The 22492-nt window shown below is 40.1% G+C and carries 18 protein-coding genes; 8 read left to right on the top strand and 10 right to left on the bottom strand.

Annotated features, from left to right (window positions below):
- Positions 1-11: 11 nt before the first annotated feature.
- The 7 genes from L6773_RS17675 to L6773_RS17645 form a co-directional block, all read right to left on the bottom strand.
- Positions 12-1814 (bottom strand): ABC transporter ATP-binding protein, encoded by a 1803-nt coding sequence (locus tag L6773_RS17675; protein ID WP_237855824.1) that lies wholly within the window; start codon positions 1812-1814, stop codon positions 12-14.
- 2 nt (positions 1815-1816) lie between these two features.
- Entirely contained in the window at positions 1817-3097 is a 1281-nt protein-coding gene (locus L6773_RS17670; protein WP_237855823.1) for a Wzz/FepE/Etk N-terminal domain-containing protein, read from the bottom strand.
- Positions 3098-3181: 84 nt separating this feature from the next.
- Entirely contained in the window at positions 3182-5050 is a 1869-nt protein-coding gene (locus L6773_RS17665; RefSeq protein WP_237855821.1) for a polysaccharide biosynthesis protein, read from the bottom strand.
- A gap of 193 nt (positions 5051-5243) precedes the next feature.
- Positions 5244-6266: an NAD-dependent epimerase gene (locus L6773_RS17660; RefSeq protein WP_237855820.1), complete on the bottom strand. Its 1023-nt coding sequence runs from the start codon at positions 6264-6266 to the stop codon at positions 5244-5246.
- An 89-nt stretch (positions 6267-6355) separates the two neighbouring features.
- The gene (locus L6773_RS17655; RefSeq protein ID WP_237855819.1) at positions 6356-7684 is read right to left on the bottom strand and encodes a nucleotide sugar dehydrogenase; all 1329 of its coding nucleotides are present in this window, start codon (positions 7682-7684) and stop codon (positions 6356-6358) included.
- A 174-nt stretch (positions 7685-7858) separates the two neighbouring features.
- The gene (locus L6773_RS17650) at positions 7859-9742 is read right to left on the bottom strand and encodes a polysaccharide biosynthesis protein (RefSeq protein ID WP_237855818.1); all 1884 of its coding nucleotides are present in this window, start codon (positions 9740-9742) and stop codon (positions 7859-7861) included.
- Between the two features lie 226 nt (positions 9743-9968).
- Positions 9969-11009 carry a glycosyltransferase family 4 protein gene (locus L6773_RS17645; RefSeq protein WP_237855817.1) on the bottom strand — a complete coding sequence of 347 codons (1041 nt, stop codon included), beginning with the start codon at positions 11007-11009 and terminating at the stop codon, positions 9969-9971.
- Positions 11010-11220: 211 nt separating this feature from the next.
- Here L6773_RS17645 and L6773_RS17640 point away from each other — a divergent pair, with 211 nt between their 5' ends.
- From L6773_RS17640 to galE, 6 genes are all read left to right on the top strand, one after another.
- A complete protein-coding gene (locus L6773_RS17640) occupies positions 11221-12696 on the top strand; it encodes an esterase/lipase family protein (protein ID WP_237855816.1) in 1476 nt (491 codons plus the stop codon).
- A 308-nt stretch (positions 12697-13004) separates the two neighbouring features.
- A complete protein-coding gene (locus L6773_RS17635) occupies positions 13005-13376 on the top strand; it encodes an acyl-CoA thioesterase (RefSeq protein ID WP_369431593.1) in 372 nt (123 codons plus the stop codon).
- 3 nt (positions 13377-13379) lie between these two features.
- The gene (locus tag L6773_RS17630) at positions 13380-13727 is read left to right on the top strand and encodes a taurine dioxygenase (protein ID WP_237855814.1); all 348 of its coding nucleotides are present in this window, start codon (positions 13380-13382) and stop codon (positions 13725-13727) included.
- A 76-nt stretch (positions 13728-13803) separates the two neighbouring features.
- A complete protein-coding gene (locus L6773_RS17625; RefSeq protein ID WP_237855812.1) occupies positions 13804-14532 on the top strand; it encodes a response regulator transcription factor in 729 nt (242 codons plus the stop codon).
- Positions 14525-15979 (top strand): sensor histidine kinase, encoded by a 1455-nt coding sequence (locus tag L6773_RS17620; RefSeq protein ID WP_237855811.1) that lies wholly within the window; start codon positions 14525-14527, stop codon positions 15977-15979. The genes L6773_RS17625 and L6773_RS17620 overlap by 8 nt, the downstream gene beginning before the upstream one ends.
- Before the next feature lie 85 nt (positions 15980-16064).
- Positions 16065-17075, top strand: coding sequence for a UDP-glucose 4-epimerase GalE (galE, locus tag L6773_RS17615; RefSeq protein WP_237855810.1), 1011 nt, complete (start codon positions 16065-16067; stop codon positions 17073-17075).
- A 173-nt stretch (positions 17076-17248) separates the two neighbouring features.
- Here galE and L6773_RS17610 read toward each other — a convergent pair whose 3' ends face one another.
- The gene (locus L6773_RS17610; RefSeq protein WP_237855809.1) at positions 17249-18163 is read right to left on the bottom strand and encodes an endonuclease/exonuclease/phosphatase family protein; all 915 of its coding nucleotides are present in this window, start codon (positions 18161-18163) and stop codon (positions 17249-17251) included.
- A gap of 132 nt (positions 18164-18295) precedes the next feature.
- Between L6773_RS17610 and L6773_RS17605 the strand changes: the two genes are divergently transcribed.
- Positions 18296-19579 carry a sensor histidine kinase gene (locus L6773_RS17605; RefSeq protein ID WP_237855808.1) on the top strand — a complete coding sequence of 428 codons (1284 nt, stop codon included), beginning with the start codon at positions 18296-18298 and terminating at the stop codon, positions 19577-19579.
- Between the two features lie 13 nt (positions 19580-19592).
- On the opposite strand, the gene L6773_RS17600 is transcribed toward L6773_RS17605, so the two are convergent.
- Both L6773_RS17600 and L6773_RS17595 read right to left on the bottom strand, forming a co-directional pair.
- The gene (locus L6773_RS17600) at positions 19593-19967 is read right to left on the bottom strand and encodes a VOC family protein (RefSeq protein ID WP_237855807.1); all 375 of its coding nucleotides are present in this window, start codon (positions 19965-19967) and stop codon (positions 19593-19595) included.
- A gap of 27 nt (positions 19968-19994) precedes the next feature.
- Positions 19995-20921 (bottom strand): 1-phosphofructokinase family hexose kinase, encoded by a 927-nt coding sequence (locus L6773_RS17595; protein WP_237855806.1) that lies wholly within the window; start codon positions 20919-20921, stop codon positions 19995-19997.
- A gap of 204 nt (positions 20922-21125) precedes the next feature.
- Between L6773_RS17595 and L6773_RS17590 the strand changes: the two genes are divergently transcribed.
- The gene (locus L6773_RS17590; RefSeq protein ID WP_237855804.1) at positions 21126-22457 is read left to right on the top strand and encodes an L-fuconate dehydratase; all 1332 of its coding nucleotides are present in this window, start codon (positions 21126-21128) and stop codon (positions 22455-22457) included.
- Positions 22458-22492 lie beyond the last annotated feature (35 nt).

The following is a 22492-nucleotide window of genomic DNA, read 5'->3' as shown; positions in this document are numbered from 1 at the left end:
CGATTTGCAAACTAGAGGCTCTGAATGGCAACCATTTGTGAAAACTTCGACTCGGAGTTGAGCGAAAGTTCATCATAAGTGCCGCTCTCAATAATCTCTCCTTTTTCAAGTACGTAGATTAAATCTGAGTTTTTTATGGTTGAAAGACGATGGGCGATAATCACGACTGTAATTGATCCTTTCAGTGCATCGATGCTTTTCTGAATGTATCGCTCCGATTCAGTATCCAGGGAACTTGTGGCTTCATCGAGGATAAGCAGATTCGGATTTTTGTAGAGTTCTCGTGCGATAAAAAGCCTTTGACGCTGCCCGCCTGAAAGACGTACGCCCCGGTCGCCTACAACAGTTTGGTAGCCATCACTCATCTCCCGGATAAATTCATCGGCATAAGCTCTTTTGGCTGCTTCCTCCACCCGTTCTTTCACGTCCGGATCATTTTCATAATCCCCTTTCCACAAACAGATATTGTTTGCAACTGTGTCATCAAAAACAACCGTCTCCTGCGAAACGTAACCAATTTGTGACCGCCAGGAACCGACTTCAATTTCCGAAGAATCTATCCCGTCAATATAGATTTTACCTCCCTGTGGTTTTAAGAGAAGAGTTAATGTATCTATCAGAGTAGATTTACCGGCTCCGGATTCTCCCACAACGGCAATCATATTATTGATGGGAATCCTGATATTAATCGATTTTAAAACATCCTCGTCTTTATTTTCATAGCGGAAACTAACATTATGCAACTCTATCCCTTCTCTAAGTTTTCCAATGGGTCGTTCACCACTTTCTTCCCGGTGCTTTTCGAGAACCTCAAATTCATTGACAACCATCTCAAGCGAGCCGATTTTTTCCATTGTTTTTTGCCAGTCGTCCTGGATACCGATCATATGTTGCATCCCCCTGTGAAAAAGCAATAAAGCCACAAAAATCGGGGCAATGGGTGAATCAAAAACAACGACCTGCGCAATAATTACAAATAACAGAAAGATTACGGAAACGGGCTCGCGAATGGCTTTGGTAAATGCGCTGGCAGCTCCCTGTCGAAACATGTAGAAAGCCAGTCTTTTAATGCTCGACATCACACCGCCCTTCAAATACTGCATCTGGTTTGTAGATGAAAGATATTTGAAAGATTGAATGGTTTGAACTAAAAACTTATTCAGTAAACTTTCTTCTTTGGAGGTTTTCCTTGAAAGGTCCTGGACATACTTATTAAGATACCTGAATAGAAAAAGGAGAACGAAACCTACGGCAATGGCCATCAGTGCAAATTTCCAGGCAAGTAAAAATGCTATTGAGAGATACGAAGCCGTAATGATGATCATTGTGAGAAAGCGGGTAAATGTATCAAACGTTCGTATAAAATTGTTGATTTGCCCGTTTATCACATTTATAAAATGACCGGTGTTATTATCGGCATAATATCGATAATCCATAAACCGGTAGGCATTAAACATCTTTCCCTTAATCTCTTTCATCAATTGAGCACGGAGATAACTTGCATATCCTCCCTCCACGAACTTCAAAAATCCTTTACCGATAAAAATAGCGCCAATGAAGATAAGTATTCCCACGACGGAGTCTTGAATCCCAATCAGTTCAAGAGTAGCATATAAAAACTGTACGGCTCTCCCTCCTCGCTCAAGGCCGCCGTCACCGGCGTCTGCTGCTTCAATCAACGGTAAGATAAGGGTTATTCCAAAAGCTTCGGTGATAGCCGCTGCCGCTGTCAGGGCGAAAACAATGTAGAGCCTCTTCCCGATAAAATGTTTATAAACTCCAAAATAGTAAGTAATACTCTCAAATAACTTCAAACTCAGTTCAAGTAAGGTTTTGGATCTTTATTTTTAAATTCTTCCCAAAAGTGATAAAACCACCTTCTCAGGTATATAAAAGCAACACCAAAAAATAGTCCTACAAATATGGCTCCACCAAAAATCCTAAGCGGATCGGGTTCAGAAGGACTTCCCGGAATAACTGCGGGTTCATGGACCCGGAATACCGGTGTTTCTTCCTGAACCTGGATCTCCGCTTCCTGCAATCTTCGGGCCAGTGTATTATACAGGCTAAACGCTAAATCGTATTCAGATTGAAGCCGTTGTTCAACGACGGCTACACTTTCTAAGTTTAGATTAACGTTTCGGTCACGAAACTGTGCCAGCGAATCCTGGCGCATTTGGAATGTTTTTTTCGCTTCTTCATACCGCTCTTTTATGAATTCCAGGTTATTTATCGCCTTCTCAGTTCGGTAATCCGTTACATATTCCTGAAGTAGGTCTTTAACCAAAATAACCATTTCTGTTGATGCCTGGGGATCCGGCAGCGAAACGCCAATATTCACGAATCCTGTCTGAGCTTCACGGTTGATCGTTATCAATTCACTGGCTGTATTTGCCGCACGCTTAATCCGGCTATCCACTTCTTTGGGTACATCAAACTCCTCAAATCTTGAAAAATCTATCTCAGCGCGTTCTCGGCTTCCATCTGAGAAAAGACTCTTTATTCCATCCCAAAGCGTAAATGGAAGCGCAATTGTGTAATTCCAAATGAAATCGGTGGTTCTATCAATCAACCCGGGTCGGTGATGATCGTTAAAATAATCAAAAATTGTGATCGTACTATCCAGGTTGCTGAAATATACCTCGTGTTGCATTAACTCTATTTGAAAGTTCAGGCTTTCAACAATATGCGGATACATGGTTACCTCAATATCATTCTGTTCTTGAGAGCCTTGAATGCCAAAGAAATTTTCGTATTGCTGGAATAGGCGCCCTATTTGAGATTGGCTTGAGCTGGATTGAGGCATTAATTGTGCTTCGGAATAGTATATTGGATCACTGCCCATATAGATACCCACTCCAATTAAGAAAACGACTATTGTAGAGGTAATAATTGTTTTCTTATTTACCCACAAATCTTTAAAAATGCCTACCAGATCAATAAAAACTTGATCTTCGGGGTCTTCATATCCACTCTCCGTTACCGGAATAAGCCTGTATTCCTCTTTAATTGACTTTTTCTGGAGCTGACTTCCACCTTCCTTTCCTAAGTTATCCTCTTCGGGAAGATCCGGCTCACTATGGTTATAATCTGACACGAGGCTAAATTAGTTGAAATTTTAGGGTAATATAGAAATGATTGACTTCTTAATAAATCTACCCGAATAATGGCAGACAGAAAATTAATAATTTAAGACTTCTTTAGCCTCGAATTGATATGTTGGTACGATATCTTTTATAGCCGATTTAATCTGTTCGTGATTGCCGCCAGACGCTATTTTCTCGAGTTGATCAAGCTTATTTGAAAGATCGTTTATTACATCAATACTTTTAGCTACGTAAATTTTTTCATGCTGAGTCATATCCGTTCCTTCCTCAGCCGTTAAAAGTTCTTCAAAGAGTTTTTCACCCGGGCGCATGCCGGTATACTCAATTTCAATATCTTTATCCGGTTCAAAGCCCGACAAGGTAATCAAATCCCTTGCCATGGTTTCTATACTAACCGGTTCACCCATATCCAGTACAAACACAGAACCATTCATATTTAAAGCACCTGCCTGCATAACAAGTTGAGAGGCTTCCGGGATAGTCATGAAATACCGAACCATGTCCGGATGAGTAATAGAAATGGGTCCCCCCCTTTTAATTTGTTCTTTGAATTTCGGGATTACACTTCCACGACTTCCGAGCACGTTCCCAAACCTTACGGACACAAAAACTTCACCATTTTTTGTTTGATTTGCCCCCCACTGGACAATTTGCTCTGATATTCTTTTGGTAGCTCCCATCACAGAAGTGGGATTTACAGCTTTATCCGTTGAAATATTTACAAAGTGGGTAACATTGAATTCAAGAGCAATCTGAACCAGGTTTCGTGTTCCGCATACATTGTTGAAAATTGCCTGTTCGGGGTTTGCTTCCATCAGCGGTACATGTTTATGGGCAGCAGCGTGAAAAACAACTTGCGGTTCGTACTTTTTAAAAAGACGTTCAAGAGTTTCAGAATCTCTTACATCTCCGATCTCTATAGCGTAATTAAGGTTACTGAAATGATAATTAATTTCATTTATCAACTGGTGAATACTATTCTCACCACGCCCCATCAACACAACCTCCCCGGGGTTAAATCTGGAGAGTTGTCGTACAATTTCTGAACCGATTGATCCGCCGGCGCCGGTAACAAGAATCGTTTTACCTTCCGTGTAATCTTTAATCAAACCGGTGTTCAACTCTACAGGTTTCCTGCGAAGCAGATCTTCAACATCGACATCCCTGATCTGGTTAATCGATACTTTTCCGCTGATTAAATCGTATATGCTTGGTATAATTCTGTATTTGGCGTCCGTTTTTCTCGCCTGCTCAACTACTCTGCGAATCACTTCTCCCGATTCAGAGGGCATGGCAATTAAAATTTCATCGATCTTATATTTTTTGACTGCCTCTTCCATATCGTCGATAGTACCAACGACAGGGATTCCCAAAAACTTTTGCTCTTGTTTGGATTTATCATCATCTAAAAATGCCACGGGATGCATTCCGGCTTGCGGGTGTCTAAACATTTCGCGGGCCGCCATGTTTCCGCTTTCTCCGGCACCTGCAATTAAAACCCTGTACTTATTCTTTCCTTTTTTTCGAACATATGTTGGATTCCAATAAACAAGATAAAAGCGTGTGCTCACTCGCATACCTGAAAGAATCAGGAGAGATAAAGAATATTCAATAACCGGAACGGAGTAAGGAATAACGAATTCATTACGGAGCAGAAATGCTGAGGCAAGGAATAAAATGCTGACAAGGGAAATGGACTTCAAAAGCGAAAAAAGATCTCGAAAGCCGATATTTCTCCATGATTGCCGGAAAGTTCCAAACAGATAAATAGAAATTGCTTTAAAAACGGCAAGTACAGCAGTTACCAGTACAATTTCCTGAATATAGCCATTAAACTCCCCTTCAAGACGAAGCGCAAATGCAACGATTGTGATGGATGTCCAAACCCCAAGCTCTAAAAAGAACTTCCAAAAATCCCTTTGATCAATAATTCTTTTTAACATTACCAACGGTTAAAAATTTAAAAAAAGAAAAACTATACAGTTAATTTCGCATCAAGGCAAGTAGAAACTAAGAATTAATATAGATTTAAATCTTTGTATTTTTTCAATTTACATACTACGCCTTATACCTTTTTGCGCCCTTTTTTAACTCAAAAGTTAGTCTGATGTTTCTTAGCCAACAATTTGCAGATGATTATGAGTGAGTATAGTACTTTTTATACCAATTTATAAATTTTTTAACTCCTTCTCTGACCGATACTTGCGGACGAAATCCCGTTAAATTATTAAGCGGTTCAACATCTGCCCAGGTTTTTGGAACATCCCCCGGCTGAATATCCATAAAATTCTTTTCTGCTTCGATTTCAAGATTTTTCTCAATTTCATGTATAAAATCCATGAGGTTTACCGGACTCCCATAACCAATATTAAATAACTGGTATGGAGCTGTGGATTTCTCGCTCGATTTAGAAGGCGCTTTATGAAGTAACCTTTTCATTCCCTCTACGATATCATCTACATATGTAAAATCGCGGGCCATATCCCCATGATTAAAAACGTCTATTGTACGTCCTTCAATCATTGCCTTTGTAAATAGAAACAGTGCCATGTCCGGCCGGCCCCATGGTCCGTAGACAGTAAAGAATCGAAGTCCGGTTGTTGGAATGTCATAAAGATGAGAATAGGTGTGTGCCATTAGCTCATCAGATTTTTTGCTTGCTGCATACAAACTTACCGGATGATCTACATTATCCGTTGTTTTAAAAGGCATCTCTTTGTTTGAACCGTACACGGAGCTGGATGAAGCGTACATCAGGTGTGATACATCTGTATGGCGACAACCTTCAAGAATATTCAGAAACCCAACAATATTACTTTCAACATATGTGTGTGGATTTTCAAGGCTGTATCGTACCCCGGCCTGGGCTGCCAGATTAATAACAGCATCAAATCTTTCAGATTCGAAAAGCTGTTCTACGACTTCCCTGTTTTGAAGATCCGTTTTGATGAAACGATAATTATCATCTATTGAACTCTTTACAAGTTCATTCTCTTTTATCTCAACAATACCTGTTTCTTTTAGCCGATCTTTTTTTAGTCCCACATCATAGTAGTCGTTGATGTTATCCAACCCCACTATTTGATGATTTTCCTCAAGTAAACGTCGTGTTAAATGGAATCCAATAAACCCGGCTGTCCCGGTGATTAGAATTTTCATTTCTTAATATTATTTGAGATTTCGTTCAAGAAAAGATAAGTCTCTGCGTTTTGCGAATAAACCAATAAATATTGGCCCAAAAAGCAACATCAAGCCTTCCAAACTTTACCGTTTTTAGAAAGTATATGCTTCATTGAGTTACGAGTATCAACGATCAGGTTATTCCATTCGGATAATTCCCTGTAATCTACTTCATCGTGATCTGTTGAAATTACAACGACATCGAACTGTTGAATTGTTTCTTTATTCCATTCAACAGATTTCGTTCCGGCCCAATGTGCATGTTCCCTGGATTTCTTTATAACCGGAACAAATGGGTCATAATAGTAAACATCCGCCCCCATGGAGTCGAAAAGGTCCATTAGTTTATAACTCGGTGATTCACGGTCATCATCCACATTGGGTTTATAAGCCAAACCCAGAATTAACACTTTACTTCCATTCACTGCCTTTTTATGAGAGTTGAGTGCCTGTAAAGTCCGGTTTACCACATATTTCGGCATCTCAGTGTTAATTTCACCGGCAAGTTCTATAAACCTTGTATTTTGCTCGTATTGACGCGCTTTCCATGTCAAATAAAAAGGGTCGATTGGAATACAATGTCCGCCTAAACCCGGCCCCGGCGTAAATTTCATAAATCCAAATGGCTTGGTTTCGGCCGCATCCAAAACTTCGTGGACATCAATCCCCATCTCTTTGTAGATCACTTTTAACTCGTTTACCAAAGCGATATTCACGGATCGAAAAATATTTTCAGTCAATTTTACAGCTTCAGCGGTTTTTGTATCGCTGACCGGGACAGTTTTTACAATAGATGTATTGTAGAGCTCGCATGCCAACTCTACCGCTTCTTCACCATGCCCCCCTACAACTTTAGGTATCTTGGATGTATTGAATTCTGCATTTCCCGGATCTTCACGTTCAGGGCTATATGCCACATAAAAATCTTCACCGGATGTTAATCCACTCTCCTCTTCCAAAATAGGAATAATCAATTCCTGGGTAGTACCGGGCCAGGTTGTTGATTCAAGTATCACCAGCTGATTTTTTCTTAGGTGTTTAGCAATAACCTTGGTTGTTTCAACAACATATGTCATGTCGGGCTCTCTGTGAGTATTGAGCGGTGTCGGTACGCACATCAAGAGAGCATCGGCTTCCACTAACCTGGAGAAATCTGCTGTAGCGAAACACCTCTCCGATTCTGAAAGTACCTTCATTTTATCAACGCCGAGATGCTTTATATAAGGGGTACCTTCTTCGATACATTTCACCTTATATTCATCAATATCGTATCCAATAACAGGCATGCCCTTGTCATGGAAGGTCCACATTAATGGTAACCCTACATATCCAAGTCCGATTATGCCAACTTTAAACTCTCTTTTATGAATTTTTTGTAGTAACTGTTTATTGCTCATTTATCTTTTTAATAAATAATTAATTTGTGCAACATGGAATATAAGATTCCTATAGGAATTGAGAAATGTAAATAGCTTGATGAATAATATTATTTATCTGCTTATTTGTATCATAAAAAGCAGATTTGGTGTTGGTTTCGTTAATTAAACTAAATGGTTAGAAAATAATAATGTTTAATCAACATATTCCTTTACTGATTTTTGTCCATTCTTTGTAATTGTTTGTGGTTCTTTAAAAGAGTATGTGGGTACGATTTTCTTAATGTGATTCCGCAATGTCTCAGTATCCCCATTCTCTATATTTTCTAATAGTTGTGAAATTACCATTTCGAGTTCATCGGTATTTACATCTTTTCTGCAAATAGCTTTATGAATCAGTTCGTGAGAGGTATCCTCCACGCCCTCTTCAGCCTTTAACAGTTCCTCGAACATTTTTTCACCGGGTCTCAAACCAATAAATTCTATTGGAATATCTTTATCAGGAACCAAACCGTGAAGCTGAATAAGCTGTTTGGCCATATCTAAAATTTTAACCGGTTCTCCCATATCTAATACGAATACCTCTCCGCCTTTACCCATCTCACCGGCCTGCATTACAAGTAACACAGCCTCCGGTATTGTCATAAAATAACGCTTTACTTCGGGGTGAGTGATCGTAACGGGGCCACCATTTCGAATCTGATCTATAAAAATTGGAACTACGGAGCCTCGCGATCCTAATACGTTTCCAAAACGAACCGCTATAAACTTGGTTATGCAAAGGTCGTTGTGAGCCAGGCAAACCTCTTCTGCAATCCGTTTGGTCGCTCCCATAACATTCGTCGGATTCACGGCTTTATCTGTGGAGATCAACACAAATTTTTCTACATCGTGCATGCAGCATAACCTGGCAAGAACATCTGTTCCTTGCACATTTACTTTAATCGCTTCTTCCGGAAAATCTTCCATCATTGGTACATGTTTGTAAGCAGCAGCATGAAAGATAATCTCGGGCTTTTCCGTTTCTAAAAGCCTGCTCATTTTCTGTTCATCTATAACATTTGCTACATATGGAACAAGATTAACGTCCCCGTCTTGAAACTCTTTTTGGATATGAAAAACCTCGGTTTCATCTATATCCAGTGCAATCAGTTTACCGACATTCAGGCTGGCACATTGTCTGACTATCTCACGCCCAATAGACCCGCCTGCACCGGTAATTAATACAGTTTTCCCCTCAACACTGCTGCGGATTGTATCCATATCAATTTTTGCAGGCTCCCGGCCAAGTATGTCATCAATACTAATTTCACGAATATTTTTAACTCCAACCGGGTCATCAGACAAAAGGTGAAATGATGGAAGTACTTTTACCTTTAAATTTGGTTTTAAATCTTTTATTCGATTTAAAACTGATTTCAATTCTTGCTTGGGCAGTGAGGGAATTGCAATGATCAACTCATCAATATCAGTATATCTCAAAAACTGGATCATTTTATTGCGGTCACCCTTTATTGGTACACCATGCATTGAGAGACCGTGTAAATGCTCATCATCATCAAAAATTGCAATAATGTTGAGATTCCAGTGTTTATGGCGTTTTATATCCCGCATGATCTGGTCGCCCGCATTTCCAGCGCCAAATACAATTGCTCTCTTTTCGTGATTTTGATTCTGGAAAATTTCAAGATTAACCCGTTTACTAATTCGAAAAGCACCGACATACAGGATACTCTGCAGATATGTAATAGCAAGCAGTGAAAGCTCCATACTATTTGCTTGACCTGAAATAATTAAATAACCAGTAAAAGTTACTGCTGCTATTGTTAATGCATTTACTATCATTAACAACTCGCGTAAACTGGTAAATCGCCAGCTCACCCTATACATTTTAAAAAGACCTAGAAATAAAAGGGAAAGTGTTATATAAATCAGCAAGTTAAGGAGCGATAACTCACCTGAATAACCAGATATGGATGTTAAAATAAAGGCAGATATGAATGAAGCCAATAAAATAGCAACTGCATCTCCTGCAATAAAAAACAACGCACGTCGCGAATATCCCTTTAGTGTTGCCATTTTATTCTATTAAAAGTCTACTATTTAAGTAGAATCAAGTCAATTATATAATAATCCCTCAGCCACAGGAATAATATAGCAAATATTAACTAATTTAAAATTGATGCAAAGCACTTTTAAATTGATGTAATTGCAATTAAACTGTCTGACGGGTACTTAAATATTATCTATTTAATTGTATAAACTAATTTTAAGTAAGTATTGATAATTTCTTGATTCTTATTTTTTACTTTTTCTCTATGATTTGAACTCCCCATGAATACAGGAATGACAATATTAGTAAAAATAGAAGAAGTAAAATTTGTACAATATCACTCTCATAATAATAAAAAAGAGCAATAATCAAACAAAATAATGCAAAAGCCAGGTAGAGGGTTGAAATTTCTGAATGGCTCCAACCTGCTATATTCAACCTCTGGTAAAGATGAGACCTGTGGGCTTTAAATATATTCTCTCCATTTCTAAGCCTTCGAACCAAGGTTGATGAACTATCAAAAAGGAATGGCCAAAGCAAAATAACTCCGATCCACAATGTTGATGCTATAGTCGTCTCTTCTGAAACATAAGCTGCAATAAAGGGCATTACGGCAAAAAAGAAGCCCAAAAACAGGCTGCCAACATCTCCCATAAATATTTTTGCCGGCGCCCAGTTGTAAATCAAAAAAATGAGTACAGTTGCAAATACAATCAAATTTAACGTGAATAGAATAGGTTCACTCCATAAAAGCGCAAATACTACCCAACCCCCTGAAGCTGTAAGAGCCTGCACTGTAGCGATTCCATCGACCCCGTCCATAAAATTATAAATATTTGTGACACCTGTAATCCAAAGAATTCCCAAAAACGGACTGAAAAATCCCAGTGAGAATTCCTGTACATAGGGCAAAGAAAATGTTTTCAGCCCGGTTATAAAAAATAAAATAAATGCAGCGGCTATCACCTGTATTGTAAATCGAATGATTTGAGAGAGATTTTTTCTGTCATCAAACCAGCCAAGAGATGCAACAATGCTTATCGTAACGATGAAGGCCAGGTATCCACTTGAGGTCAGCAACCCTTCCCGGGCAAAGTAAACAACAAATGCGATGATCGACGTGAGAACAAATCCCAGTCCCCCACCTCTTGGTGTAGGGGTACTGTGAGAACTTCGTTCTGTGGGAATATCTGTGATGTTATTTTTTCGTGCATACTTGATGAACCAACCGGTTGCAAGGTAATTACACCCGGCGATAAAAATAATACCAACAATTATTGTCAAATCTGGCACCGTGTAACTGTTTAGTTCAGATGATATTTCTCTTCTCTACATGCGAAATAATCCAAATAATTCTACCAGAACCCAAGATATAAGTTTTGTCTTAGATCTGATGAATCAAATAAATCAATTATCCGATCAAAAATAGTAAATCATTATTGTTTTTCATTTATTTATTTAGATTCAATCAATAATCATTTTATTTAAAATCCGGGAGACTATTATGCCAGCTATCAATCCACCTTTCTATCCAATAATCTATGTACGCGGCTATGCAATGCGGCAATCTGAAATTGAAGATACCGTGGCAACACCATATATGGGTTTTAACCTTGGCTCCACTAAAATTCGACAAGAGTGGGACGGAGAAATTAAGAAGCATATTTTTGAGTCCCCGCTCGTGCGCCTTATGAAAGATTATGGTTATGCAGACAACTACTTAAACGGAACCGAAATTGAAGACTCCATTCCGGCAAAAAGTATCATCATTCATCGATATTATGATGTTGCATCCGAGGATATTGGGGCAGGCGACACTCCATCCATTATTGATGCTGCCAAAGCTCTCGGGAAATTGATTGAAAAAACCAGGAAACTTGTCTGTGGAGAGGATCAAAAGGCTTTAGATGATTTTAAAGTGTACCTGGTGGCTCATTCCATGGGCGGATTGATCTGCCGCTGCCTCCTGCAGAACGATGACGTGAGTACTCTAAATATTAAATCGTTAGTTGATAAAGTGTTCACATACGGAACACCGCACAACGGTATCGAGGTTGGAGGAGCAAACGTACCCGGCTTTCTTGGAATCTGGGACATGAACAATTTCAATCGGGACAAGATGGCCTCCTATCTTGATCTTGATAAAAATTCTGAGGATGTAAACACCCTGGATGGAAAATTCGACTCCTCTCGATTTTTCTGCCTGGTAGGAACCAATCACAAAGACTATAATGCATCGAAATACGCCGTTGGCCCAATGAGCGACGGACTTGTGAAAATTAAAAATGCAACGGTCGACAGATCACCAAGAGCCTATACACACCATAGCCACAGCGGTCATTTTGGGATGGTGAATTCCGAGGAAGGATATCAAAATCTGGTCAGGTTTCTGTTTGGAAATACAAGGGTAAAAGGAATTCTGGAACCCACTTCGCTGCCACTCCCCCCATCTGTTCAAAAAGCATATGATGAAGGGAAAAATATTAAAGCATCCTACTTTTTTGAGTCAACCGTAGCCCCGCGCGGTTCTTTTACATACAAACTCACCGAACGGAAAATAGATCACAGTTCAGCCGTTTTTCGAACATTTGATGAACTTCTGCGACCGGAAAACCTCGACCGCAGTAAACCCAGGTTCCCCATACTATTTTCAGTTTTCCTTGACAGCAGCAAAATTACCCATGGACGGACACTCGTGTTTACAATAGACATTGTGGTTCGAACTACAGAGTACCGAATCGATAATTTTCTCTTCTTTGATGAAAGAATTCCAGAGGAGAATTTATACCGTGATAAACTCACCGTCCGGGCTACAATTGCAGATGATGGCTGGAACATCCGGTATATTCTAACGGATGAACAGTGGGGTGAAAAACTTGGAAAAGATGTACTCTCCGATGATAAAGGCATTTATATTCCACTATCATCCAAAAAAGGATTCGAGGCAAAACTCTACCTCGATATTAAGCCCTGGTCTTAGAGAGAAGACCGGAAATAAAAAAAGCCCTCAGTCAAGAGGGCTTCTTTTGCCGTTATATGATTGTCGATAGTACGCTTTGGAGTTACTGGTAAGAACATATTCATCCCTCATTAACTAAATGTTAATGCATTATTAAAAAAAAGAAACAAAGAGTCAGAGAAGTTCATCTTTTTGCAAATGATTATGTTGTCAGAATTGAGATAATCCTCCTATCTTTAAAGATCATTTGAAAAAATCACGAATATTCATAAATCCTTAGAAATTATAACTTTAAATCTGGCTTTTTCATGGAAGATACTTTTCCAAAGATGCGTTTTTTCAGCAGGAAACTCATCAAACCAGAGGATTTGAATGCACATGGAACTCTATTTGGGGGATCCGTACTGGCCTGGGTTGATGAAGAAGCGGCTATCTATGTTATTTGTCAGCTTGGAAAGGGAAATATTGCAACCAAGTTTATGTCTGAGATTGATTTTGTAAGTTCAGCTAAACTGGGTGATATCATAGAGATCGGTATGGAAACCGTTTCTCTTGGAAAAACATCTATCACTGTAAAATGCGAAGTACGGCATAAATTCACCCGAAAACCGATCATTCGAATTGACAAAATAGTTTTTGTTCACCTCGATGAGGATGGACGACCTAAACCACATGGAATTAAAAAACCTGTAAACAGATAACCCATGGATATACCAACACCTATTATTGAAAAACAGGTCATTGTAGATCTTTTATATGGAGATGAAGATTATGTGAGCGAATTTGCATCAGCCTCCATCGAATCATTTACCGAGTTTAAGACAAAATATTCAAAATCATTGAAACAGAGGGATATGGAAACGCTCCGTCAAGCCGGGCACAAAATTAAACCTGTTGCCCAGATGATGAAACTGGATGACGTAGTTACCATGTACGAAACATCCAAAATCATGCTTGAAGAGGATGCATCTGACCAAGAGATTAAGAAACTGGCTGAAAGCATGAATAAATTCTGTAAACAACTCATAAAGGAACTAAAACAACTTGAGTAGCAGATGTTACTATTCTGTGATGAAAAACAGTAACTGAACGGGACATTTTTCCTGCTCAAATATAGAACCATTATCTATGCAGGAACCATCCAACTCTATACTGATTGTCGAAGACGACCGTGACCTGGTTAAACTCATAAAAATAAATCTTGAAGATCAGGGATATCTTGTACACACAGCTCTAGACGGCTTAGAAGCCCTGGAAATTTTTGAGAAAAAGGAACCCTCCCTTGTTATACTTGATATCATGCTCCCAAAATTGGATGGGTTTGAAGTTTGTAAACGCATCCGAAAAGAGGACCAAAAAGTTCCAATTATGATGCTTACAGCCAAAACCGAGGAGGTAGATACTATTCTCGGACTGGAACTCGGAGCTGATGACTATATGACGAAACCTTTCAGCGTTCGGGAATTAACCGCACGTGTAAAAGCGATCTTCAGGCGAATTAAGGTTGATCAAGATCAAGATGAAAAACTTCCCGAAAAGTTGGTGTATGATCATTTAAAAATCTATCCAAATAAACGGAAAGTTACGTTATCTGGTAAAACCATTGACCTGACAAGCAAAGAGTATGACCTTTTATTGCTTTTCAGTTCCAATCCGGGTAAAGCATACAGCCGCGAACAACTTTTAAATAAGGTTTGGGGCTACAGCTATGAGGGATACAGCCATACTGTTAATTCACACATTAACAGGTTGCGCAGTAAAATTGAGAAGGATCCCTCCAACCAGCATTTCATAAAAACGGTTTGGGGAGTCGGGTACAGGTTTACCGAGCATCAAGACCCCGATGACAATGCGTAGTTTCTACTTTAAACTGATTGCCATCTTTTCGGGAATAATGATTCTCTTTGGGGCACTTGTAGCATATACAAGTATCCGGGCGTCTTCACGAATCATCCAGGAATCGATCCAGAAAACAAATAAAGACCTGGCGAGCAGACTTGTACCGGAATTTCAGCCTATCGTTGACGACAATTTTGATGAAGAGGCAATTGCCCAAAAGCTGAGGGAACTGAGTGGAGAAAATCCCCAGTTCGATTTTTACCTGCTCAGCCGTCAGGGGATGATAAAAAGTTTTATCCAGGGGCAAAACAATGGAAGGGAACCTGAAACCCCTATGGTAGATGTTAAACCACTCAATCAGTTCATAGCCGGTGAGCCTCTTCCTATTCTCGGCATGGATCCCAGGAATCCCAATCTGCTGAAGCCTTTCAGCGCGGCTAACATAACTATTATGGGTGAAGAAGACTGCTTTATTTACGTGGTCTTGGAGGGAAATCAGTTCACTGAAACTGCTGATATGATTGAAGACAGCTATATTCTTCGCGGATCTCTCATTTTTATCGGCACTATTCTGTTGATTGGATTGGCCATTGGATTTTTCATCTTTAGAATGCTTACCAGGCGTTTGGATGTAATTAAAAGAACTGTAAAAGATTTTGAGCGAGGTGAACTGAATAAGAGAATTCCCATCAAAAGTAATGATGAAATTACAGATCTCTCGCTTTGCTTTAACAGAATGGCGGATACAGTAGTCGAAAGCATGAACGATATGAAAAAAGCCGACAAACTTCGCAGGGATCTCGTAGCAAATGTCTCACACGATCTGCGCAATCCGCTTTCTTCCATCCAAGGATATGTTGAAACGATCCAGATGAAAGGTGATGAGATCACTCGAGAAGAACTACAAAGGTACCTGGAACCGGTGCTTTCAAATACCAAAAAACTAAATCGAATGATCGACGATCTTTTCGATCTCTCGAAGCTTGATGCGGAAAATGTAACACCCAACCTGGAAGACATCTCTCTTGCTGAATTGGTACAGGACCTGGTACAGCAGTTCACTCCTATTGCAGATCAGAAGAATATCCAGATTAAAACCATCTATCCCGAAAATCCTCATGCACAAATTTACGCAGATATAGGCTTACTGGATCGTGCACTTTCGAACCTCATTGACAATGCTATACAGCATACTCCGGAAGGCGGAACGGTGACTATCAAATCCATCCAGAACGGGAAAGATATCAGCCTGGAGATCAGTGATTCAGGCAGAGGGATTCCGGAATCGGACATTCCTCATATTTTTGATCGCTTTTACCAGGTAGATAAAAGCCGGTCAAACAGTTCGGGTGCGGGATTAGGACTCTCAATCGCTCAAAAAATATTGGAACTCCATGGTGCAAAGATTACAGTTCAAAGCTTACTGAATAAAGGAACTACCTTCAAAATCATGATGCCCAGGTAATCTCCTGCAGATCCTTTTTTGCTTATCACATTTAGGGCTTATCTTGGGCGAAGAATTCAGTGATCAAAAAAATCAGAAATAAAGAATGAAGAGTATTCTTGTAACAGGAGGAGCGGGATTTATAGGAAGCCATACTGCTTTGGAACTTTTAAATGCCGGGTATAAAGTTGTAGTCATTGATAATCTAAGCAACAGCAAACTCACGGCAATCTCGAGGGTTGAGTCCTTATCTTCGAAAAAGATCGACTTTTACCAGATGGATCTTTTGAATAAAAAAGATTTGAGAGAGGTATTCAATGCCTACTCATTTGATGCCGTTATCCATTTTGCTGCACTGAAGGCAGTTGGTGAATCGGTTGAAGAACCGCTGCGATATTACAGAAACAATATCAGCGGGACGATAAATCTCTGTGAAATTATGCAGGAAGCCGGGGTTAATAATTTTGTATTCAGCTCCTCAGCAACGGTTTATGGTGATCCCTCCCAATCTCCACTAACTGAAGACTCTGAGCTCAGCGCCGTAAATCCATACGGCCAAACCAAGTTGACGACCGAGTATCTTTTGAAAGATCTTCAAACCGCTAATCCGGACTGGAATGTGGCGCTCCTTCGATATTTTAACCCCGTCGGCGCGCATGAAAGCGGAGAAATCGGTGAAGATCCCAGCGGAATTCCCAATAACCTGATGCCGTATGTGACCCAGGTTGCCGTCGGTAAACGAGAAAAACTAAGCGTGTTTGGAAACGATTATCCGACACGTGACGGAACCGGGGAGCGCGATTATATTCATGTAGTAGATCTTGCCATCGGCCATCTGAAAGCGCTCAAAAAACTTGAAGAGAACCCAGGGCTGGTCGTTTATAATCTCGGTACAGGCAGCGGATATACCGTTCTTGAATTGGTAAAAACGTTTGAGAAAATTAATGAAGTGTCTGTGCCCTACGAAATTGCGCCAAGACGTCCCGGTGACGCAGCATCTTGTTTTGCCGATCCTTCCAAAGCGGAAAAAGAACTTGGCTGGACAACTGAACGAGGCCTGGAGGAGATGTGCCGCGATGCCTGGAACTGGCAACAGAAAAACCCCAATGGTTACTGAAATCTACGTGATCGGGCACATTTCATAGAATTAAGTATTGAAGCAAAGAAAGAGCGAGTCAACTAAGCTAAAGCTTCGTTGGCCAAGGACGCTCATATTTCGATCTTGAGGTTAAAATATTTACTGATTGGTGATGGCGCAAGCGTCCCCGCTTGTGCCCTTTTTAAATTTATCTATTCCTTTTCAAATTTAACATCAGCCACAACCGGCATGTGATCAGATGGAAACCGCCCGCCTTCATATTGATCAGCTAATATTGCGTGTTGAATCACATCAAACCCGGAATTTGTGAATATAAAATCAATTCTTCTGCCTGGAATTATCTCCTCAAATCCATTCCAGGTAGATGTGGGCCCGTGATGACCAAATTCGGAAGCGTAAAATCCATCATCCAATACATTTTCATGCTCTCCTATCTCACCGGTTAGCACTTTGTATGGCGGATCCTCCTCGGTTGTATTGAAGTCACCCATAACAACTACGGGAAAATTACTCGCTAACTCATCAATTTTTTCCAAAATCAGCGATGCACTTTCTTCGCGAGCTGTTTCGCCGATGTGATCGAAATGAGTGTTGAACACAAAAAAGGTTTCCCCTGAATGTAAGTCCCTGAATTCCCCCCACGTTACAATTCTGGGGAGAGCCGCATCCCACCCCACGCTTGCAACTTCGTCAGGAGTTTCCGAAAGCCAAAAAGTGTTTTTGTCGATCAACTCAAACCGATCTTTTTTGTAGTAGATTGCCGAATACTCCCCAGGATCATCTTCTGTATTTCGTCCGACTCCAATCCGATCAAAGTACGGGAGCATTTCATCCAATTGTTCCAACTGATGTGGCAGTCCCTCCTGTATTCCTACAAAATCAGCACTGTGAAATCGCATTGTTTGAGCCACCATCTCCTTCCGGTGCGGCCATGCGTTTGAACCATCACTCGGTGTATCCAATCGGAGGTTAAATGTCATTACCCGAATAGTATCTGGGGAATCCTGGAAGACCTCTGATTCATTATCAATAAACGGATCGTCGCTTGTAATCACTACTGTAAAGTTTAACAGAAAAAAAATTAAAAGTGATAGAATTGGTTTCATATTTTAGGATTTTTTAGACTCAAAAATTAATTAAAAGCTTTCTATTCTAATCAAGAACACAATTTTGCTCTTCGTTTTGAATTGATTCATAAAATTCCGTGATTTAATTGAATCCTACAAAAAAGACTACGTATGGATAAACTTAAAACAATCATCAAGAGCAGTCCATTTATCATTGCATTCATCTATTTAATAGTTGGAGCTTTGTGGATCCAATACTCAGATCAGGCTGTTCTCGCTATGTTTGATGATAGCGACACTATCACCCAGATCCAATCATTTAAAGGTTGGTTTTATGTCCTTGCCAGCAGTATACTGATCTATTTCCTGGTGTATCAAAGTAATGTTTTAGTCAAAAATTTATTCGATGATACTCGTAAAGAGAAAGATAAATTTGAGGCTACTTTCCAGAAAGCACCTGTCGGTATTGCTCATCACAAGCCCGATGAAAAATGGATGTTAGTAAACCAAACCCTCTGCAACATTCTGGGCTATAAAAAAGATGAACTACTCCAACTAAACTTCGATGATTTTATTCACCCTGAAGACCTCCAACGAGGGCGCCAACTTGACCAGGATATTATTCATGGTGTGATTTCAAGCTATAAAGACGAGAAGAGGTACAAAAGAAAAGATGGATCGTTCATAGATATTCAACTAACAAAGGGATCTGTTCGAGATAAAGATGGAGACGTGAAGTACCTGATTGCAATCATTGAGGATATCAGCCGGCAGAAAAAAGATCAGGCAAGATTACGACAGACCCTCGAGGAAAAAGAGATTCTTCTTGCAGAGGTTCACCACCGCGTAAAAAATAATATCGCCCTTATGTCAGCGCTCCTTGAACTGCAATTAATGAATTCTGATTCTAATTATCTAAACGAGGTTCTTTATCACTATAAAACCCGCCTTAAATCGCTCTCACTAATCTATGACAACTTCAAAGGAGTTGAGAAAGAGCCAAATATCGATTTTAAGTGGTTTCTGAATGAACAGTACAATTATTTAAAACATGTTTTCGACATGAGCGAAACCGAAATCGAGTATCGTAAAACAAATAGAGATATAGAGTTAAACATCAACCAAGCGATTCCTGTTGGATTGATTTGTAATGAAATACTTATCCACGCATATACAAGGGAGTTTACCGATATTGAAAATTCGTTTATAAACATTCAGTTAACGGCAGAAAACGGCCGAGTAAAACTCTCAGTGGAAAACAACGGTAAACCGGCAAATGGACAGGCTGATATAAACGATTCACAATCTCTTGACGCACGAATTATGCATGCTTTGGTTAAGCAGATTAATGGAGAAGTCAGCTTAACAACTAATGATGATATCGAAATTTTTGAACTTGTTTTTGAAAAAGGAGTTTGGAAAGGAGCCGGATCACATATTCAGCCTACATCTTGAATTATAAACTGAATCACTCATTCGAGAACAATCCTATCCTGTTACCCTCAGTATCGTGGATAATGGCAAAGTAACCCATTTCGGGGCCAAGTTCAGTTTTACCGATATAAATTTCTCCGCCGGCCTCCTCCACCTGTTGGAGATGAACATTCAAATCGTTTTGGCAATGTAGATAAACAAGGGCACCCTCTTTTGAAGGCAATTGGCCATTCCCCAAAATAATCGTACCACTTACTCCATCCTCCTCATCACACTGAAAAACCCCAAGTTTTACATCTTGTAATTCCAGCTGTTCAAGCTCGTAATTCATAATTTTACTGTAAAAGGATAGCGCCCTGTCAAAATCGATGACAGGTATTTGAAAATTTTGAATAGCATTTTTAGGCATAAATCAACAATTAATCTTTTAATATTTCTATGACCCACAAAGTTCTGCGTGGATCGCTTGTACATCTTTCAATTCACATAGATCTGTTCCTGCACTTTTCAGAGTACTTGCGGCCGCAGAGATACCGTAACAAACAGCATCCTGTGCCTTCATTTCATTTAACAACCCGAAAACCAGCCCTCCCACAAAACTATCACCGGCACCAATAGAACTGTTCACTTCAATTTCCGGCGGTTTGAACTCTTTCTTCCCTTCTTTATTGATCAGTATTGTACCCACTTTCCCCATCGTGTGCACAATATTCTCGATATTCGATTCAAACAACTTTTGGATCAGTTCATCTTTCGTTGTTGAACCCGTTTGTTCTTTTAATTGCTCGAACTCTTCCTGATTTGGTTTGATGAATGTAGCACCGTTTTTCAGCCCCTCGACCAAAAAATCACCTGATGTATCTAAAATGTACGCTTTATCATTTTCAAGAACGAGTTTTGCAACCCTGCTGTAAAAATCAGTTGGAACCCCCGGGGGCAAACTGCCACTGCCTACAACAATATTGTAATCATCAATATTTTTTTCGATCCATTTCAGCGCTTCTTTCCATTCTGCCTCCTGAATTTCGGGCCCCGGGAATACAAATCGATACTGTTCACCGGTTTTTTTATCGATAACTGAAGTGTTTTCCCTTGTCATACCGCTGATCTCAATTTGTTCATGAGGAACCTTCTCCGAATCCAATAAGTACGTTAAAAGTCCACCTGCAATACCGCCTGCAAGGTAAATCGCATTGGCTTGAGCTTCCAGCCTGGTCAAAACTCGGGCCACATTTATTCCGCCGCCGCCTGGATCGTAATCAGGCTTTTCGCATCTCACTTTTTGATTAGTCATTACTTCGTCAGCCATACTGTTTACATCCACAGCTGGATTCATAGTGATAGTTAATACACGTTTTGACATGAATTGGTGATTATGTTAGCAGATATTTAACCTTAAATATAAAGATTGTTCTCTCACTTCTGAACACCGAACTGAAAGCAAAACTCTACAAAGGAAATGACAAGATATGGTTAACATTTTTAACAACTTTTTCCTACACTCTTTGTGGGTGAACTTCATCCATGCTCTATTTTTTTATTGATCTAATTTCTAAAAGTATTGAAGATGGATATTACCATAACTGCCATCGATGTAAAAGATATTCGGTTTCCCACCAGCCGATCGCTTGACGGTTCGGATGCGATGAATCCCGATCCGGATTATTCGGCTGCATATGTCATTTTAAAAACCGATTCGGAATATGAGGGGCACGGGCTCACATTTACAATTGGCCGCGGCAATGAGATCTGCTGCCGGGCTATTGAATCGATGTCTTACCTGCTAATTGGAAATAAATTGTCGGATTTTACATCTGATATGGGAGCTTTCTGGAAGATGATAACCGGCGACAGTCAGCTTCGCTGGCTTGGCCCTGAAAAAGGTGTGATTCATCTCGCAACGGGAGCTCTTGTAAATGCCGTTTGGGACCTTTATGCGAAAGTGGAAGGCAAACCTCTTTGGAAGCTTTTGGCGGATATGTCTCCCGAAGAGCTCGTGCAATGTGTGGATTTTACTTATATCACCGATGCCATAACACGGGATGCGGCTTTGTCAATACTTCAAAAGAATGAAGCTACAAAGCGCGAGAGAGTTGAAGAATTACTTAATAACGGTTACCCCGCATACACAACATCCGCCGGATGGCTGGGATATTCTGATGAAAAAATTCGTCGTTTAAGCCGTGAAGCTAAAGAGGATGGATTTAAACACCTGAAAATGAAGGTCGGATCAGATTTGGAAGATGATATGAGACGCGCCGGCATCATTCGTGAGGTGATTGGTACGGATATGGAATTGATGATGGACGCCAATCAGAGATGGGATGTGAATGAGGCGATCTCCAACATGAAATCTCTTGCCAATTTTAATCCGTATTGGATTGAGGAGCCCACAAGTCCTGACGACATTTTAGGACATGCTGCCATCGGTAAAGAGATCCGGCCCGTAAAAATTGCAACCGGTGAACACTGCCAGAACCGGGTTGTTTTTAAACAATTGATGCAAGCCGGAGCGATAGATATCTGCCAGATTGATAGTTGCCGGGTGGGCGGAGTCAACGAAAACCTGGCGATAATGCTGATGGCCGCTAAATTTGGAATCCCGGTTTGTCCGCATGCGGGAGGCGTTGGACTTTGCGAATATGTACAACATCTATCGATGATTGATTACATTGCAATTAGTGGCAGTAAAGAGAACCGTGTCATTGAATATGTGGATCACCTGCATGAGCATTTTTTGGATCCGGTCGTAATCAAAAATGGAGCGTACGTGCCACCAAAAAAACCGGGTTATAGCATTGAAATAAAGAAAGAATCACTCAAAGATTATGAATTCCCAATCGGAAAAATCTGGCAAGAGCAAGACAATTCCCCCTTTGAAGGGGGCTCAGGGGGATGATCTGTTGAATCGAGAAAAGAACAATTTGTGAATTA

This window comes from Rhodohalobacter sulfatireducens, assembly GCF_022012475.1.
Taxonomy (GTDB): domain Bacteria; phylum Bacteroidota; class Rhodothermia; order Balneolales; family Balneolaceae; genus Rhodohalobacter; species Rhodohalobacter sulfatireducens.
The sequence above is the reverse complement of the archived record's forward strand: the minus strand, read 5'-3'. Positions and strand labels throughout refer to the sequence as shown.